A 17,172-nucleotide genomic window follows, 5' to 3' on the forward strand; every position below is an offset into this window, starting at 1 on the left:
CTTCGCCGCATTCGCACTGATCCTGGGCGGAGGCGGCCTGATGGCCGCGAACGTCTACGCCTCGGCCACGGACGGCGGTTCGGGCGGGGACTCCGCCCAGACGCGGTCCGGCACGGGGGATCGGACCGCGGGCGCCACGATCGACTGCCCGGACGTCGGCAGCAAGCTGACCTCGGTCCCCGAACAGGCGCGGGGGGAGGTCGACAAGGAACTCGCCCTCCTCGACGAGCAGATCGCCAAGGCCTATCAGCGGCTGAGCGCATCGGCACGACAGGTGCAGCAGGATCCCGGCTTCGCCGGCAACGCGATCGTGAACCCGCTGAAGGAGAAGCGGGCCGCGACCCTCGAACGCATCGCGATCGCCATCGACCGCGTGGGGGACCGTCCCCAAGGGCTCGAGGCCCTCGCCGCCTGCACCGTGGAGGACGGCAACCAGGCTCCCGCGCAAGGCGAAGGCCAGGACGGCGCCGCCGAGCAGCCCGGCCAGGAGCAGGCCGACGGCCAGGGGCAGGGCCAGGGCCAGGGCGCCAACGGCGGACAGGCGGGCAACGGCCCCGTCGCCGCCGACTTCGCGGACATCAAGAGCGTCCAGCCGAACGTGAACAACCCCCGCCAGAAGGGCAACGCGTCCCGCGGCTCCTTCGCCACCAGTTGCGGAGTGAACGACAACGGTCTGTTCAACTCCGACAACATCATCGCCGCTCCGGGCGTCACCAACGGCGCCCACCACTTCCACGACTACGTCGGCAACCAGGCCAACAACGCCTTCGCCAGCGATCAGGACCTCGCGAACGCCGAGACCAGTTGCGACGACCAGGGCGACAAGTCGTCGTACTACTGGCCCGTCGTGCGCCTGCAGAACGGCACCCAGGAGCAGGACGCCGACAAGCCCGGCGGCGGCATCGAGGGCAACGCCGGCGAGATCGTCACGCCGAAGCAGGTCACGCTGACGTTCGTCGGCAACCCGCGCGAGAAGGTCACGGCCATGCCGCGGCTGCTGCGCATCATCACCGGTGACGCCAAGTCGTTCGTCAACGGCCCCGCCAACGCCAACGCCTCCTGGAGCTGCACCGGTTTCGAGGACCGGCAGCTGAAGGACAAGTACCCGCTGTGCCCGCAGGGCAGCGACGTCGTGCGGACCTTCAAGTTCCAGAGCTGCTGGGACGGGCGCAACATCGACAGCGCCAACCACCGCACCCACGTGGCGTTCGCGGACGCCGCCGGCATCTGCCCGTCCGGCTTCCGCCCCATTCCGCAACTGGTCCAGCGCATCGTCTACGACATCGACGCGCCGAGCCTGAACGACGGCGGCCGTACGGCACCGCTGTTCGCGGTCGACTCCTTCCCGGAGCAGCTGCACAAGCCGGTGACGGACCACGGCGACTTCATCAACATCTTCGACGAGGATCTGATGGGGGAGATGGTCGACTGCATCAACGACGGCCGCACATGCGGCGCCGGAGCGGGCGGCGGGCAGGACCCGGCACCCGGCGAGGAGCCCCAGGAGGAGCCCCAGGAGGAGCCCCAGGAGGAGCCGACGAAGACGCCGGAGGCTCCTCAGGAGCAGCCGACGAAGAGCCCTGAGGTCCCGCAGGAGCAGCCGACGAAGACCCCTGAGGTCCCGCAGGAGGAGCCGACCAAGACGCCCGGCGCCCCGCAGAGCGGGAACGGCGGCGAAAAGCCCGGGGACAAGGGTGACGGCGGTGACGACGGCAAGGGTGAGGCTGCGAAGCCTCCGGCGGCCAAGCCGGCCCCCGAACCGGAGCCCGGCGACGCGTCCACGGCTCCCGGCGACGCCGGGCCCGCGGTGAAGGCCACCTCCTCGGCCGACGGCGGCGACGCCGCGGAGCAGGACGGCGGTTCGAAGGGCGGCGACGGGGGCGACGGCGAGGACACGGACGGCCTCGGCGAGTCCCAGGCCGTCGGCACGGCGACCAGTGCCGCACCGACCCCCTCGGTCCCGTCCCGGACCGAGCCGCAGGCGGTGGGCGAGGGCGGCCTGGCCGACACCGGCGCCCAGCTCTGGCCGGCCGCGGCCGGCGCCGTCCTGGTGATCGCGGGCTTCGTCGTCCTGCGCAGGGTGCGGCGCGGTTAGGAGCCACGCACAGGCGTCAGCCACCACGGCGGCGGGGTCCCCACCGGATCCCGCCGCCGTTCCGCGTGTTGGGCCGAGGCCGTACCCCGGCACCCTTCGACGGCCGCCGAAGCACCCACCGTCTAGCGTGACCCCATGAACCTCACCTGGAACGGCGCACGCGGTGGAGCGGCAGCGTGACACCGTGGGAGATGGCCGCCGTCCTCGCCGCCGGCACGGGCGCCGGGGCCGTCAACGCCGTCGTCGGCTCGGGGACGCTGATCACCTTTCCGGTCCTGCTGGCCACCGGACTGCCCCCGGTCACGGCCACGGTGTCGAACGGGCTGGGCCTGGTCCCCGGCTCCATCACCGCGGCCGTCGGCTACCGCGAGGAACTGCGCGGCCAGGGCAGGCGCGTCCTCCTGCTCGGTATCGGTGCGGTGCTGGGCGGCCTCGTCGGCGCCGTGCTGCTGCTGACCCTGCCGGCGTCGGCGTTCGAACGGATCGTGCCGGTCCTGGTGGGTCTGGCCCTCGTCCTGGTCGCGTGCCAGCCCTGGATCGCCAAGAGAGTGCGTCGCCGTCGCGCGTCGGGCGGACCCGTCCGCCGCGACGGCGGCCCGCTGCTGTTCACCGGGCTGACGCTCGCGAGTGTCTACGGCGGCTACTTCTCCGCCGCGCAGGGCATCATCTACGTCTCCCTGATGGGCATGCTGCTCGACGAGACGCTCCAGCGGCTCAACGCCGTGAAGAACGTGCTGGCGGCCGTCGTCAACACCGTCGCCGCCCTGCTGTTCCTGTTCTTCGCCCATTTCGACTGGACGGCCGTCGTGCTCATCGCCGCGGGATCGGCGCTCGGCGGCCTGATCGGAGCCAGGACGGGCCGCCGCTTCAGCCCCGCCGTCCTCCGGACCCTGATCGTGTCGGTCGGCACCGTCGCCCTCGTGCACCTGGTGCTCCACTGATCCCGCCCGCCCCTCGCCGACAGCGCGGGGCGCCCGGGAGAGAAGGGCCGTCGGTCCTTCCTCCCCGGGCGCCCGGCGGAGATCAGCGGCGGCGCCGCTGGTCCCCCTGCTCGTCGGTTCCCTCGGTTTCGATGCGTTCCTTGCGGACCTCGCCGGTGACGGTCTCCTCCTCCTCGACCTCTTCGGTGGTCAGGCGCACCCGCTCCTTCGGTACCGCCCTGGTCTCCACCACGGGCTGTTCCTCGTAGAGGGTGACGTCGTGCTCCGCCTCGGTGATGTCCTGCCCGGTCATCGCCCTGTCGCGGTTGGTGTCGCTGATCGGCTCGCGCTCGACGCGGACCTCTTCGTGGCGTACGGGGACGGTGTACTGCTGCTCTTCGGTGACGACGTACTTGCGCAGTCGGGCCCGGCCGGCCTCGCGGCGTTCGACACCGACGTGCATCTCCTCCTCGGACCGGGTCATCGCGTCGTCGGTGGTGCCGGTGGTGCCGGTGGTGCCGGCGGCCCGGCCGGTGCCGGAAGGCGCATCCTGCCAGGCGGCGTCCCAGTTGATGCCGTAGTACTGGTACAGGCGCTCCTCCTCCTGCTCGGAGAGGTGACCGCCGGCGTCTATGTCGACGTTCGGCGCGTCCTTGACCTGGTCCTTGGCGTACGGCACCTCGAGGTGGTCCTCGACGACGGCCGCGTCGTGGATGGGCACGAAGGACTCACTGGTGCCGAACAGGCCGGTCCGTACGCTGACCCACTCGGGCTCGCCGGTGACGTCGTCGAAGAATACGTGCCTGGCATCGCCGATCTTGGCGCCGCTGGCGTCATGGACGGGGTGGTCCAGCACGGTGGGAATCTGCTCTCGGGTGATCATACTGCGACTCCTGAATATCGGTACTTGACAGGTCCGGCCGCGCATGGCCGGCAGGGTGAAATCAGCGGTCGGCTCGGCCGTATCAGCCTCCGGACGCGCCCTGTCCGCCCCTCGCGGAGCGCATGGCGGCTCCCGCTGTGGCGGCGAGGGCGAGCAGCAGGGCGATCGCACCCGTGATGATGTTGTTCACGACGGTGCGGGTGGTGTCGACACTGCCTGCCACCACCCAGGGCGCGACGATCGTCCACACGCCCAGGGCACACGCGGCCCACGCCATGCTGTGCATGCGGTCGTAGGCGCGGCCGAAGCCGCCGCTCATCAGCAGGGCGTAGCCGATGCCCGTGATGAGGTTGGTGACGGCCAGCCGGACGAAACCGCCGCCGTTGAACCCCACGATCCAGGGGGAGGCCGCGAGGTAGAGGCCCGTGAGCAGGGCCAGCGTCTCCACCATCTGTGCCCGCGAGGTCGTCGTGGCGCGCTCGGCCATCGCGTGGCGCTGGCGCATGTCGAGGATGTCGGGATGGTTTTCCATGGTCGACCCGGAGCTGGGTGACGTCACTGCGATCGCCTCCGTAGGCATGGGGTACTGCTGGGCCGCGCCGGTGGAGCACGGACGACCAGGAGGGCTGCGGGGTGCCTACGGGCCGGAGCTGCGGGTCTGCCCGCGTGCCTCCTCGGCCGTGGTCTGCGCGGACTGACGGGCCTGGTCGGCGACCTGCCCGGCTTGTTCCCTGGCCTGTTCCTTGGTGGTGCGGGCGGCTTCGGAGGCGGTGTCCTTCACCTCCTGGGCGGCCTGGCGGCCCGCCTGGGCGGCGTCGTCCTTCAAGTGCTGCGCGGACTCCAGCGCGGCCTGTTTCACCGGCTCGACGGCCTGTCCGGCCCGCTCCGCCGCCTGTTCCTCGGCTTGCGAGGTGGGCAGCAGCGAGGCGGTGAGCAATCCGGCGCCGAAGGCGATCAGGCCGGCCGCCAACGGGTTGCCCTGGGTCTGCCGCATCGCTTGCTCCGGGGCCTGCCGTGCGGCCTCGGTCGCCTGCTCGGCGGTGTGCCGGGCGGTGTCGGTGACCTTCCCGGCGGCCTGGCGCGCGGTGTCCGCGGCCTGGCCGGTGGTGTCCTGCACCGACTGTGCGGCCTGCTGGGTGCGGTCGGCGGTCTGCCCGGTGATCTCCGAAGCGCTGCCCATCACCCGTTCCCTGACCCCGTGCAGCGCGCCGCGGACACGCCGGGTGCGACGCCGTACCATCCGGCGGGGGCGGGCGCGGTCGGCCAGCCGGGTCACGTCCTCGGACAGTCTCTCCCGCGTGGATTCGATGTCGGCCCTTATCTGGTCGGGTGCCGTGCCCATTGCATGTCCTCCTTCAGCGTCTGCATGGTCTGCTCCGGCTTCGGCGACACGGTGCGCATCTGCGCGCGGCCGCGGCGGTAGAGGATCAGGCCGATCACCGCCCAGACGCCGGTGACGATCAGCGCGGCCCATCCGGCGTCCATGACGTTCGCCAGGGCGAACACCGCCGCCAGGGTCAGGAAAACGGCCACCATGTAGCCGGCGAAACCGGCGCCGCCGAACATGCCGGCGGCCTTGCCCGCCTTGGTGGCCTCTTCCCGGATCTCGGCCTTCGCCAGTTCCGCCTCCTGACGCAGCAACTGCTGCACGTCCGACGTCACCGTCGACAGCAGCTCCCCCACCGAGCTGTCCTCCTGTCCGCGGTGTTTCGGGGAGCGGCGCTGCGGGGCGTGGGGCATGAGCGTCGACATCTCACGCCCCCCCGTGAACAGGCAGCTCCGAAGGCACCGCGTCCCCGGGCAGGCCCTGCGGGCCGGAGGTGCGCGGCTGCGCCGACGGGCTCGAGCCGGAACCGTTGGTCTTGCTCCCGGCCTTGGCGAGCCGTCCGACGGCGAACCCGGCCAGTACCGCCCCGCCGAGGAAGGCGCCGGGCCGTTTGCGGGCGAAGTCCTGCAGGTCTCCCACCAGGCCGCCCACGCCCCGTGTGTCGAGGTAGTCGGCGGCGCGGTGACCGCGGTCGGCCGCCTGCGTCACCAGGCTCTTGGCGGGTGAGTCCGTGTCAGCGCCGTCCGCGAGACCGGACAGGTCGTCCGCCCACTGCCGCATCACCTGCGCTCCGCGTCGTGCCTGGCTCTCAGCCTCCTCGCTGACCCGCGTCCGCAGGTCACCGGCCATCGCGCCGGCCTGCGCCCTGGCCTCACCGGTTACGGCTCTGACCTGGTCGGTGGCCGTGCCGACGACCTCGCTCGCCCCTTCTCTGGCCTGACCGGCCGTGACCGACGTCTCTTGCTTCGCCGTCTGTCCGGCCTGCTGAGCACGACCGGTGCTCACATTCGCCATGTCGCTCATGGGTCCTCTCCCTCAGGCACCGCCCGTAATTCGAACTCGTCAAAACCCGGAGCGCCCGCGGCGACGGCATATGCCGTCCACCGCCGCGCTTCGGCGCGTCCGGCCGGGTGCCGGGGGCTCGCCGCCGGCCCTTCGTGCTCCAGCGTCGTCCCACACGCACCCTCCTCGATTAACCACCCCAACTAGGCCAAAACAGGAAAAGGAGATTTTTCGGGCCTAGGGCTATCAGGACGAGATGCGGAGCCGTCGCAAAGAGTCGATGCCGCAGAGGAGTTGGGGCACGCTTCAGGGAGCTGCCGAGCGTGCCCCGGCCTGTGCTCCCTCGGCGTCGATGTGCGGCAGCACCCGGTCCAGCCACCGCGGCATCCACCAGGCGTGCCGCCCGAGCAGTGTCATCACGGCCGGCACCATGAGCAGGCGTACGACGGTCGCGTCGATCAGCACGCTGACGGCCAGCCCCAGCCCCAGCAGCTTGACCACGATGTTGTCGCTGACGATGAACGCCGCGAACACACTCGCCATGATCAGTGCGGCACACGTGATGACCCGGGCCGTGATCTCCAGGGCGTGGGCCACGGAGGCCTTGGCGTCCCCGGTGCGCAGCCATGCCTCGTGGACGCGGGAGAGCAGGAAGATCTCGTAGTCCATGCTGAGGCCGAAGATGATGGCGAACATCATCATCGGCACATAGCTCTCGATGGGCACCGTGCCGTTGACGCCGAGCGCGGGACCGCCCCAGCCCCACTGGAACACCGCGACGCCACGCCGTACGAGGCGGCGATCGACAGGACGTTCAGGACGGCCGCCTTGACGGCGACGAGCAGCCCCCGGAACACGGCCAGGATGATCAGGAACGCCAGGCCGACCACGACGAGGATGATCACGACCAGCCGGGAGGCGACGATGTCGCGGAAGTCGACCTGGGCGGCCGTCGTACCGGTGACATAGCCCTTGGCGTCCGTGCCCTGGACCGCGTCCGGCAGTGTGTGATCGACCAGACGGTTGGTCAGGCCCGTGGTCGTGGCGCTCTGCGGGGACCGCGTCGAGTAGACGGTGCCGACCAGGACACCGCCGTCCTGTGAGGGTGTCAGGGGGGTGACCTCGGCGGCCCCCTGGGCCGAGTCGAGCGACTGCTGGGCCTTGGAGGCCAGACCGGAACGCTGCGAGTCCGGCACGCCGGTCTGGTCGATGACGACGGTGAGCGGTCCGTTGGACCCGGGCCCGAACGCGTCGGTCATCAGGTCGTAGGCCCGCCGGTCGGTGAAGGACGTCGGATCGGCGCCGTCGCGGATGTGGCCGAGCTGGATGGAGAACACGGGGATCGCGAGCACCACGACCACGGCGACACCCGCCGTCAGGAACCACAGCGGTCGGCGCTCGACCCGCTGCGCGTACCGGTGCCAGGTGCCCTGGGGTGTTTCGCCCGCCGCTGTGTCGGTCTCGGCGACGGGACGGCGCACCCGGTAGCGGTCGATGCGCCGGCCGATGAGTCCGAGCAGGGCCGGGACGAGGGTGAGCGCGCCGACGACGGCCGAGACGACGGTGACCGCGGCGGCGAGTCCGAGCAGACCGATGAACCCGACCCCGGAGGCCGACAGGCCCGCGAGCGCGACGATCACCGTGCAGCCGGAGACGAGGACGGCGTGACCGCTGATGGCCGTGGCCTGCCCGGCGGCCCGCACCGGGTCCGCGCCGTCGACGAGGTTCTGCCGATGGCGGGTGATCATGAACAGGGCGTAGTCGATCCCGACGCCGAGCCCGATCATGGTGGCCAGGGTCGGGGAGACCGTCGCGAAGGTGAACGCGGCGGCCAGCAGCCCGAGAATCGCCAGACCGCCGACGACGCTGATGAGCGCGGTGAGCAGCGGAACGACGGCGGCGACGACACTCCCGAACCCGACCAGCAGCACGACGACGGCCACGCCGAAACCGATCAGCTCGCTCACCCGGTCGTCGGCGTCCGGCCGGGCGAGCTCGCCGAGCGGCCCGCCGTACTCGACCTCCGCACCGGCCGACCGCAGCGACTGCACGGCACTGTCGACCCCGTTCAGGTAGTCGTCGCCGAGCGTCGAGGGCTGCACGTCGAACCGGACGGTGAGGTACGCCGTCTTCTGGTCGTCGGACAGCGGCCCGACGTTCTGCTGCTGCGACTGCCCCGAGGACGATCCCTGCGCGGACAGCGGGTTCTGGGCCGACAGGACGTGCGGCAGCTTCTCCAGGCCGGCGACCGTGGCCGAGATCTGGGAACTCAGCGCGGTCAGGGCCTGCCGGTCGTCGTGCAGCACGATCTGGCTGCTGTAGCCGCCGGCCTGTGGATCGTGCGCCTGCAGCACGTCCAGGCCCTTCTGGGACTGTGCCTGGGGCAGGGAGAAGTTGTCGGAGTACTCCCCGCCGGCCACCCGGCTGACGACCTGCAATGCCACCAGCGCGACCAGCCAGGCGATGATGACGACCACGAAGTGGCGTGCGCACCATTCGCCCAGCTGCCGCAGCACGCCCCCACGCGTGGCCTTCTGGTCCCCTTCACCGGTGCGGCTGTGCGGCATGGACGTCGTCTCCTGTGTCGGCCGGGGGGTGCGATGCCGTCCCATTAGAGGCGCGCCGGATCACTTCGGCGTTCCAGGCACGCGGGCTCCACGGCACTCCGGGCGCCCGTTCCCCCGGAAGGCCCGACCCCGTGCACGGCGGTCGCGCCCCGCCCGCCTCAGCGCTCCCGATCCGAGCGCCACACCGAGCCCGACCAGCGCACTGCCCGCCGCCTGCGCCGGTCCGTAGGAGCCCGTGCCGACGAGCGGTGCGGTGCAGGCCGCCGCCACCGGGATGAGGCCGGAGAACAGGGTGGCGCGTTCCGCGCCGATCCGCTGCATGCCCATGTACCAGCACACGAATCCGACCACGGTGACCACCACCGCCTGCCACAGCAGCGCGGCCGTCTCGACGGTGTCCGGACGCCGCAGCCAGCCGGCGCCGTCGACGAACAGCCCGACCGCCGCCGACTCCAGCGCGGCGACCGCGCACACCGTGGCGGACAGCAGCCGGGGGCCGAGCGGCCGCAGTACGGGAACCGCGAGCACGGCGAATCCGACCTCCCCGGCCAGGGCGCACACGGAGAAGGCGATGCCCGTGGCGTCCGAGCGCCCCCAGCCCTGGACCGTGAGGGCACCTACGGCCACGAGCAACGCCCCGTACAGCACCGCCCGTTGGGGCCTGCGTCCGTCCAGGAGGGGCACGAGCACGGCGACGGCCACCGGCGCGCAGCCCACGAACACCCCGGGCACCGCCGGTTCCGCCGTGCGCTCGGCGGCGATGACGGCCAGATTGAAGCCGACCATGCCGACCGCCGCGAGCAGGACGAGACGGCCCCACTGGCGGGGTGTCAGGGCCCGCAGCCGGCCGGCAACGCCCTTCCCGGCCACCGGGACCAGCAGCAGGAAGGCCAGCCCGTAGCGCAGGAACTGGCCACCCGCGTAGGGGTAGTCGCCCAGGAGGCTGTTGGCGGTGAAGGACCCTCCGACGAGGACGCAGGCGAGCGCGGCGAGCAGGGCCCCGCGCGTGGTCGTGGTGTTCATACGGGCGACGCTAGGCAGCCGGGCGGCCCGGCAAGGAGTCCACTTCCGTACCCGCTTGGTGGACCAATTCCCGGCCGGGCCGGTGGCGGTCAGCCGATGTGGTAGCTGTCGCCGTAGACCTTCCAGTCCAGCGGCGGGTTCAGATCGAGGTTGCGCCCGCGCAGGAAGACGCGCTGCGCCGTGTCGACCCGGCTCGTGTCGCTGTGCGCCTCCTCCTGCTTCATGGCCCACACCCGTGCGTCCAGGAAGGCGTTGAGGTACGTCACCTCGTCACCGCCCTGTGCCGGCGGCTTCGCCGTCCACAGGGCCCGCTTGCGGATGTTGCGGAAGCTCAGGGGGTCGCCGCCGTCGCCGTGCATGACGATGGCGTCGTAGTAGGCGAACTGGCCCAGCACGCGCAGCCCGTCCGCCTTCCCCTGCCGGACCGCCGGGTCGAAGTACACCCGGTCGCGCTCGTCGTCCTGGGCGCGCCGGAATCCGGCGTCACGTGCCGCCCGGCGCCAGTCGCCGGGGAAACCCGGGTCGAGCCCGTCGTGCGAGTCGGAGCCGTCGACCTCGCGCAGGGCCGGCAGGTACTTCGCGAGGACGTTGCCGGGCTTGCGGTCGGTGTACAGCTCGACGAGGTCCAGCATGTCGCCGGTGCCGGAGCAGAACCCGATGATGCCGGCGGTGTAGCCGCGGCCGTCGCCGATGTCCTCGATGTACTGGTACTGCGCCTTCCAGTCGAGCGAGGAGTTCTCCGCGCTCGACACGAGCCGCATGGCGATCTCCTTCTTCGCCGGGTCGTCGAGCCCGATCGCACGCACGGACGCCGTGGCGTGCGGCGGGTTCAGCAACGGGGTGGCCGCGAGGGCCGTGCCGAACAGCGCGAGGACGGTGCGGCGGGTAGCCGGGGCCGAGAGGTGTCTCACGGTGCCTCCAGACGGAGTGGGGGGTTGGAAGGGCCGGCCGTACAGAACTGATAGGAAGGTTTCCTATCACTGGGAGGCGGCAAGCGGAACCGTCGAGTTGAAAGTTCCTACGCTCGGACAAGCCGCCGGCGGCGCTCCTTCTGGGGCTGAGTCACACGGCGGGAACCATGAGCCGCTCTCGCACGTCAACTCTTTGCCCACCAAGGGCCGAACGGTCGGACCGACCAGCCGGAGAGGGGAATCGCCGTGGACGAGTCGACGTCGCAGCAGGGGAGCGAGACGGAGGGCGCCGCCCGCCGGGCCCGCTTCGGGGCGCTGCCGGAGCCGGTGCGCGTGGAGGACATGGTCGAGGAACGGGCGGCCGGTGTGCCCGACCCGGCGCGCATCGCGTACAACCAGGACGAATGGCTCGTGCGCTACTGCCTGTGAGGCGTCCCGCCCGGGCGGGACGCCACGGTCTGTCGTTTCACATCAGGCCCTGGGTGCGGCTTTCGCGCCCAGGTCGCACAGCCACCGCACGACGTCGCGGCGTCCTGGGCGCGGGCCATGTCGAGCGGGGTCATGCCGTCGCAGCCGCACCAGCTCGGAATCGGCGCCGCGCTCGTGGAGGTACCGCGCCGTGGGCAGGTGCCCGCCGTGGCAGGCGCCCCGGAAGGCGCTGGTGATCTCGTCGGGTGACGGCGGCTCGTCCGCCTCAACGTATGCCCGGACCCGGTCGAGCAGCAGGCCCCGGGCCCTGCACATTCAGCTGCAAACCGGGCGCCCGTCCCGACGACATGCCCGCACGCTCCGCCAGGCGTAGCGTCCGGGTAGGAGCGGGAGGACACCATGCCCGTGAGCGACGAGTATCCCGGCGGCGCCGGATCGCTGGACGACGCCCTGGGGGCGGCGCTGGCCGAGACCGTGCGCGGTACCGGCGCCTCGATCGGCGGCCTCTACCTCATCGAGGAGGCGGAGCCGGTGCTGCGCCTGGTGGCCCTGTGCGGTCTGCCGGTGGCCTTCACCGCCCCCTGGCGGCGGCTGCCCCTGACCGCACCCGTCCCGGTCGCCGACGCGATCCACGACGACGCACTGGTCAGCGTCGCCTGCCAGGACGAGATGGCCCGCCGCTACCCCCGCGCCGCCGCCGTCCTGCCCTACCCGTTCGCCCTGGCCGCCGTCCCGCTGACCGGCGTACGACGCTCCTGGGGCGGCCTCGTGCTGATGTGGCCCGCCGGCCGGCCGCGCCGGGTCACGCCGCGCGAACGCGCCCACCTCACCTCCAGCGCCCGCCGCATGGCCCGCCTCCTGGACGACGCCGCCCAGCCGCCGTCCCTGCCCGACCTGCCGCGTGTCGTCCCCGTCGACGCCACACGCCACCCCGGGCAGACCGGCCTGGCCGCCGCCGACTACCTCGAACGCCTCCCCGAGGGCGCCCTGGCCCTCGACCTGGAGGGCCGCATCACCTTCGTCACCGCCACCGCGGCCCGCCTGCTCGGCCGCGGTGCCGACCGGCTCCTCGGCACCCGGCCCTGGCAGTCCCTGCCCTGGCTCGACGACCCCGTCTACGAGGACCACTACCGCACGGCGCTCGTCAGCCGCGCCCCCGTCTCCTTCACGGCGCCCCGCCCACCGGACCAGCCGCTGACCTTCCAGCTCTACCCCGACACCAGCGGCATCAGCGTCCGCGTGCTGCCGAGCGCGGAGCAGGGCGAGGACCGGCCGCCCGCCGGCGCACGGCCCCCGCTCCCGGCACCGACGGGACGCCGCTACCAACTCGTGCACCTGGCCGCCGCGCTCACCGAGACGGTGACCGTGCGCGATCTCGTCGCACTGATCGCCCACCAGATCCTGCCCGCGTTCGGCGCCCAGGGCCTGGTGCTGTCCGGCGTGGACGCCGGACGGCTGAAGATCACCGGCTACCACGGCTACCCGGCCGACGTCATGGATCGGCTCGACGCCCTGTCCCTGGACACCGACCTGACCCCCGCCGGCCAGGTCCTCGTCAGCGGCACCCCCGCCTTCTTCGCCCACCCCGCCGAGCTGGCCGCCGGCTACCCCAGAGCACCCCAGATCAGCGGCAAGCAGGCCTGGGCGTTCCTCCCCCTGATCATCTCCGGCCGGCCCGTCGGCTGCTGCATCCTGTCCTACGCCCGGCCGCACACCTTCACCGCCGACGAACGCGCCGTCCTCACCTCGCTGTCCGGCCTGATCGCCCAGGCCCTCGACCGTGCCCGCCTCTACGACACCAAACACCGGCTCGTGCACGAACTGCAGAGCGCCCTGCTGCCCCGGGCCCTGCCACGCCTGCCCGGCCTCCACGTCGCCGCCCGCTACCTGCCGGCCGGCCACGGCACCGAGGTCGGCGGGGACTTCTTCGATGTCCTGCGCCTGAACGACACGACCGCGGCCGCCGTCATCGGCGACGTGGAAGGCCACAGCGTCGCCGCCGCCGCCCTGATGGGCCAGGTCCGTACCGCCATCCACGCCCACGCCACCGCCGGCGCGGCACCCGGAGAGGTCCTCGCCCGCACCAACCGGCTCCTGGCCGACCTCGACTCCGACCTGCTGGTCTCCTGCCTCTACGTCCACCTCGACCTGGGCCGCCACCAGGCGTCCTTCGCCAGCGCGGGACACGTGCCGCCGCTGCTGCGCCACGCGCGCCGGCCCGCCGGGGTCCTCGACGTCGAGCCCGGCCCGCTGCTGGGCATCGACACCGGCGCCCGCTACCCGGTCACCACCGTGCCCCTGCTCCCCGGCACGACCCTCGCCCTCTACACCGACGGCCTGGTCGAACTCCCCGGCACCGACGTCACGCGCACCACGACCGACCTCGCCGGGCACCTGGACACCGCAGACGGGCACGACCTCGAACGGCTCATCGACCGGCTCGTCCGCCACACCACCCCCACCGGACAGCACACCGACGACATCGCGGTCCTCCTCCTGCGCGCCTCCCGCCTGCGCGACGGGCCGGCGTGAGACAGCCGCCCGAACCGACCCGTCAGGCCTGGCCCGGGTGGTCGGCCCGGACCCGCCGGGCCACGTCGCGCAGCTTGAGGTTGTGGTCCTGGGAGATGCGCCGCAGCACGCCGAAGGCGTCGTCCTCGCTCAGCTGATGGCGTTCCATCAGGATGCCCATGGCCTCACCGATGGCGTGCCGGGTCTCCAGGGCGTGCTCGAGCTGGTCGACGGTACGGGCGGTGGCCAGCGCCACCGCGGCATGCGAGGCGAGCAGCCAGCCCGCGGCCTCGATGTCCGCACCGAAGGCCCCGGGGCGGCGCGAGTACAGATTCAGCGCGCCGAAGTTCTCTTCCTCGGTGTACAGCAGAACGCCGGTCATGCTGCCGATCCCGAGGTCGCGGGCGGCCTTGCTGTACCGCGGCCAGGACGGCTGCGGCCGGGTCATGTCGGCGATACGGAACAGCCGCTCGCCGTCCACGCGGCGCGCGGCGTCGAAGCACGGCCCCTCGCCGAGCTCGCCCTGCAGCCGGTCCGACTCCGCGACCATGTCTCCGCACACGGCCAGGGTCACGGCCTGGCCCTTGGAGACCGTCAGGATCCCCGCCGCGTCGCACCCCTCGACCAGCTTCACCGCGGACGACGCGATCGCGTCCAGCGTCGCCTGGACCGAATCCTGTCCGACCAGATCCCGGGCGAGCTGCGCCATCTGCTCGGCGTACCGCTGCCAATCCACCGCCACCACCGCCTTGCTCGCCGGTCCCGCCCACGGTACCCCGCGCCGCTTCGTACGGCCGTTCGTCCGATCCGCCGGGTGTCCGGGCGGCACACCCGGAGCCAACGCCGCGATCACCGGTACGCCGTCAGCAGCAGAGCCACGTCGTCCGGCCGCTCCCGGGCCCGCCGGGCCGTCCCCACCAGCCGGTCGGCGAGATACTCCACCGAGTCCGCCGGGGTCTCGGACAGCCGGCGCCGGACCGCGTCGATGCCCGTCTCGATGTCGCTGCCGGGCCGCTCCACCAGCCCGTCGGTGTACAGGGCGAGAACGCTGCCGGGGGCCAGGGTGAGCGCGGTGACGGGGTACACCGAGTCGGGCTGCACGCCCAGCATGACGCCGCCCACGAGATCCAGTGTCTCGGCCCGCCCGTCGGGGTGGCGCAGCAGCGGCGGAGGATGGCCGGCCCGCACGGCGAGGGCCCGTCCGGTCCGCGGGTCAAGTTCGATGTAGCAGCAGGTGGCGAAGATGTCCGACTCCAGTTCGGTCAGCAGCCGGTTGGTGTGCGTGATGACCTCCTGCGGCGGGCGCTCGCTCGCCGCGAAGGCGTGCACCGCGCTGCGCAGCTGCCCCATCACCGCGGCGGCGCCGACGCTGTGGCCCTCGACATCCCCGATGACCAGGGCCACACCACGCCCGGTGGTGATCACGTCGTACCAGTCGCCGCCGATCGCCATGCCCTGCGTTCCGGGCAGATAGCGGCCGGTGGTGCGCAGGCCCTCGACGGCGGGCAGCCGGTGCGGCAGCAGCCCCTCCTGGAGGCCGCGGGCGACGGCGGACTCAGAGTCGTAGAGCCGGGCCCGCTCCATCGCCTGGGCGGCCAGGCCGCTCAGGGCGGTGAGGGCGGAGCGCTCGTCCGGGGTGAAGCGGTGCGGGGTGTCCCAGCCGAGGATGCAGGAGCCCACCGAACGACCGGAGGCGATCAGCGGCAGGAACGACCAGGCGTTCATGCGGTCCAGGGTGATGCCCGGATAGGCGAGGGAGAGGTCCTCGGGCGACTCGAAGAACAGGGGGAGACGCGTGGTCAGCGCGTGGACGCCGGGCAGCTGCGTGTCGAGGGTGACACCTTCGAAGGGGGTGAGGAAGCCCTCCGGGTATCCCGACTCCCACAACAGGTACATCCGTCCCTCGCGGACGGTGTACAGCGCCAGTTCCCGGGCGCCGAAAGCGGGCAGCAGCTGCTCGGACACGGCCCGGCAGACGTCCTGCACGGTGACCGCCTCGGTGAGCACGCTCGCCATCTGCACCACGTGGTAGAGAGCTCCGGCACGCGCGGCGGTGACCGGCCCGGGCGCGGGGGCCGAGACGCCGGGAACCGTGGCGGAACCGGCCTCCGGGCCCTGCTCGGCCCCGGTGGGCGGCCCGGTCGCAAAGACCCGGCCGGTCAGCCCGTGCACGTCCGGGTACAGCACGAAGCTCAGCCAGATCCCGTTGGGATGCCGGACGAGGAAGGACACCTGCTCCTGCGACAGCATCGCCGCCCGGTAGCGGTCCTCGTACGCGGGGTCCCGGAGCCAGGTGATCACCTCCCACGGATAGCGGCCGAAAAGCTCCTCCCGGCCGGAACCCAGCAGCTCCTCGCAGCGGCGGTTGGCATACGTCAGGCGGCCGTCCTGGTCCAGCGAGAACAGCCCGTCGGGCAGCCGCTCGGCCGCTTCGGCCGCGGCGAGTCCGCCGCCCGCGTCGACGAGGGCACCCACCAGGATCCGCCCGGAGCCGGCGCCGCCGTGCACGAGATGGCCCCACAGTTCGACCGGCCGGTAGCTGGTCTTCCCCTCGCCCCGGGACTCGTCCCGCACCCGGAAGTGCCGGGACCTGACCCGGCCGTCGGCCAGCGCGTCGTGCCGGCTCTCCCGCAGCTCGTGCAGGTCGTCGGGGCTGACCCGGGCTTCGATGTCCACGATGGCGCCGCCGTACCCCGCCCGGTCGATGCCCAGCAGCTCCAGGGCCTCGTCGTCCGCCGTGCACCGGTCGCTGTCCAGGTCCCAGTCGATGAGCCCGACCCGGACCGGCCGGGCGGCGGAGGTGGGCAGCCGCACACTGATCGGCTCGTCGTCGTACTCGACGCGGTAGGCGGCGGGGCCGGGACCGGGCCGGCGTGGGGCGAGGCGGTCGAGGCCCTCTTCCATGGCCCGCTCGGCGGGACGCAGCGCGAGATCCACCGCCGGCGCGTCGATCGGAGCCCGGGCCGCCGAGCGCAGCACGACGAGGACGCCCACGGTCCCGCCGCCGGACCGGACCGGCTGGTAGGCGGAGCCGAACGAGTAGGGCAGCCCGGCGGTGAAGTGCGGGAAGCGCACCATGCCGGCGCGCTCGTCCGGCAGCCACAGCGTCTCGTCGCGCCGGTAGGCCTCCGCCATGGGCAGAGCACCGCCCACCGGCACCCGCCACCAGCTCCTGAGCAGCGAGCGGGGCACCCCGGTGACCATCGCGAGCACCAGCGAGCGCCGGTCGCGGGAGCGCAGGTACACCAGTCCGCCGTAGCCGTCGAGGTCCCGTACGGCCTCCACCAGCGGCGTCGTCAGGGCATCCTCGATCCGGCCCGCGTCCCGGCTCCGGCCACCGGCTGACCGTGGCCCGTCCGGTACGGCGGCTGCCTCATCCATGTCGCGTCCTCCCGGTACGGACGCACCGGACACCAATCGCTCCCCACCAGGATGTGCCATGCTCGGCGGTCCGGCGCGGTAAGTGCAACCTTTCGGTCCGCCCGGTCGTCTCACCCGGCATCA

At 72.4% G+C, this 17,172-nt stretch carries 13 protein-coding genes and 1 pseudogene; 4 read left to right on the forward strand and 10 right to left on the reverse strand.

Annotated features, from left to right (window positions below):
• The first annotated feature begins 40 nt into the window (after positions 1–40).
• Both IO24_RS0126475 and IO24_RS0126480 read left to right on the forward strand, forming a co-directional pair.
• Positions 41–2,095 carry a DUF1996 domain-containing protein gene (locus IO24_RS0126475; protein ID WP_031139654.1) on the forward strand — a complete coding sequence of 685 codons (2,055 nt, stop codon included), beginning with the start codon at positions 41–43 and terminating at the stop codon, positions 2,093–2,095.
• Positions 2,096–2,271: 176 nt separating this feature from the next.
• A complete protein-coding gene (locus IO24_RS0126480; protein WP_031139656.1) occupies positions 2,272–3,036 on the forward strand; it encodes a sulfite exporter TauE/SafE family protein in 765 nt (254 codons plus the stop codon).
• Positions 3,037–3,118: 82 nt separating this feature from the next.
• On the opposite strand, the gene IO24_RS0126485 is transcribed toward IO24_RS0126480, so the two are convergent.
• The 8 genes and pseudogenes from IO24_RS0126485 to IO24_RS0126520 form a co-directional block, all read right to left on the reverse strand.
• The gene (locus IO24_RS0126485; protein WP_031139658.1) at positions 3,119–3,898 is read right to left on the reverse strand and encodes a DUF2382 domain-containing protein; all 780 of its coding nucleotides are present in this window, start codon (positions 3,896–3,898) and stop codon (positions 3,119–3,121) included.
• Positions 3,899–3,980: 82 nt separating this feature from the next.
• Complete coding sequence (locus IO24_RS0126490; RefSeq protein WP_031139660.1) at positions 3,981–4,430, reverse strand: SPW repeat protein; 450 nt, start codon at positions 4,428–4,430, stop codon at positions 3,981–3,983.
• Positions 4,431–4,535: 105 nt separating this feature from the next.
• Entirely contained in the window at positions 4,536–5,240 is a 705-nt protein-coding gene (locus tag IO24_RS0126495) for a DUF3618 domain-containing protein (protein ID WP_037668474.1), read from the reverse strand.
• Complete coding sequence (locus IO24_RS0126500) at positions 5,216–5,581, reverse strand: phage holin family protein (protein ID WP_234335283.1); 366 nt, start codon at positions 5,579–5,581, stop codon at positions 5,216–5,218. Before IO24_RS0126500 ends, IO24_RS0126495 begins: the two co-directional genes overlap by 25 nt.
• A 70-nt stretch (positions 5,582–5,651) precedes the next feature.
• Complete coding sequence (locus IO24_RS0126505; protein WP_037668477.1) at positions 5,652–6,248, reverse strand: hypothetical protein; 597 nt, start codon at positions 6,246–6,248, stop codon at positions 5,652–5,654.
• Positions 6,249–6,533: 285 nt separating this feature from the next.
• Positions 6,534–8,794 (reverse strand): annotated as a pseudogene (locus tag IO24_RS41035) (MMPL family transporter).
• A gap of 60 nt (positions 8,795–8,854) precedes the next feature.
• A complete protein-coding gene (locus IO24_RS0126515; RefSeq protein ID WP_031139669.1) occupies positions 8,855–9,817 on the reverse strand; it encodes a DMT family transporter in 963 nt (320 codons plus the stop codon).
• Between the two features lie 89 nt (positions 9,818–9,906).
• A complete protein-coding gene (locus IO24_RS0126520) occupies positions 9,907–10,728 on the reverse strand; it encodes a chitosanase (protein WP_031139671.1) in 822 nt (273 codons plus the stop codon).
• Between the two features lie 246 nt (positions 10,729–10,974).
• Here IO24_RS0126520 and IO24_RS0126525 point away from each other — a divergent pair, with 246 nt between their 5' ends.
• Entirely contained in the window at positions 10,975–11,157 is a 183-nt protein-coding gene (locus tag IO24_RS0126525; RefSeq protein WP_031139673.1) for a hypothetical protein, read from the forward strand.
• A gap of 399 nt (positions 11,158–11,556) precedes the next feature.
• On the forward strand, positions 11,557–13,689 hold the full coding sequence (locus IO24_RS0126530) for a SpoIIE family protein phosphatase (protein ID WP_031139675.1): 2,133 nt from the start codon (positions 11,557–11,559) through the stop codon (positions 13,687–13,689).
• Between the two features lie 22 nt (positions 13,690–13,711).
• On the opposite strand, the gene IO24_RS0126535 is transcribed toward IO24_RS0126530, so the two are convergent.
• Positions 13,712–14,404, reverse strand: a complete 693-nt coding sequence (locus IO24_RS0126535; RefSeq protein WP_031139677.1) for a GAF and ANTAR domain-containing protein — start codon at positions 14,402–14,404, stop codon at positions 13,712–13,714.
• 113 nt (positions 14,405–14,517) lie between these two features.
• Entirely contained in the window at positions 14,518–17,049 is a 2,532-nt protein-coding gene (locus IO24_RS0126540; protein ID WP_078899386.1) for a SpoIIE family protein phosphatase, read from the reverse strand.
• Positions 17,050–17,172: the final 123 nt, after the last annotated feature.

Source organism: Streptomyces flavovariabilis, from assembly GCF_000725785.1.
Taxonomy (GTDB): Bacteria; Actinomycetota; Actinomycetes; order Streptomycetales; family Streptomycetaceae; genus Streptomyces; species Streptomyces hawaiiensis.

Bases quoted from the DNA above. Each gene is read 5' to 3' on its own strand.
- IO24_RS0126505 (WP_037668477.1), bottom strand. From the start codon at position 6,248: ATGAGCGACATGGCGAATGTGAGCACCGGTCGTGCTCAGCAGGCCGGA.
- IO24_RS0126540 (WP_078899386.1), bottom strand. From the start codon at position 17,049: ATGGATGAGGCAGCCGCCGTACCGGACGGGCCACGGTCAGCCGGTGGC.
- IO24_RS0126490 (WP_031139660.1), bottom strand. From the start codon at position 4,430: ATGGAAAACCATCCCGACATCCTCGACATGCGCCAGCGCCACGCGATG.
- IO24_RS0126530 (WP_031139675.1), top strand. From the start codon at position 11,557: ATGCCCGTGAGCGACGAGTATCCCGGCGGCGCCGGATCGCTGGACGAC.
- IO24_RS0126495 (WP_037668474.1), bottom strand. From the start codon at position 5,240: ATGGGCACGGCACCCGACCAGATAAGGGCCGACATCGAATCCACGCGG.
- IO24_RS0126475 (WP_031139654.1), top strand. From the start codon at position 41: ATGGCCGCGAACGTCTACGCCTCGGCCACGGACGGCGGTTCGGGCGGG.
- IO24_RS0126515 (WP_031139669.1), bottom strand. From the start codon at position 9,817: ATGAACACCACGACCACGCGCGGGGCCCTGCTCGCCGCGCTCGCCTGC.
- IO24_RS0126485 (WP_031139658.1), bottom strand. From the start codon at position 3,898: ATGATCACCCGAGAGCAGATTCCCACCGTGCTGGACCACCCCGTCCAT.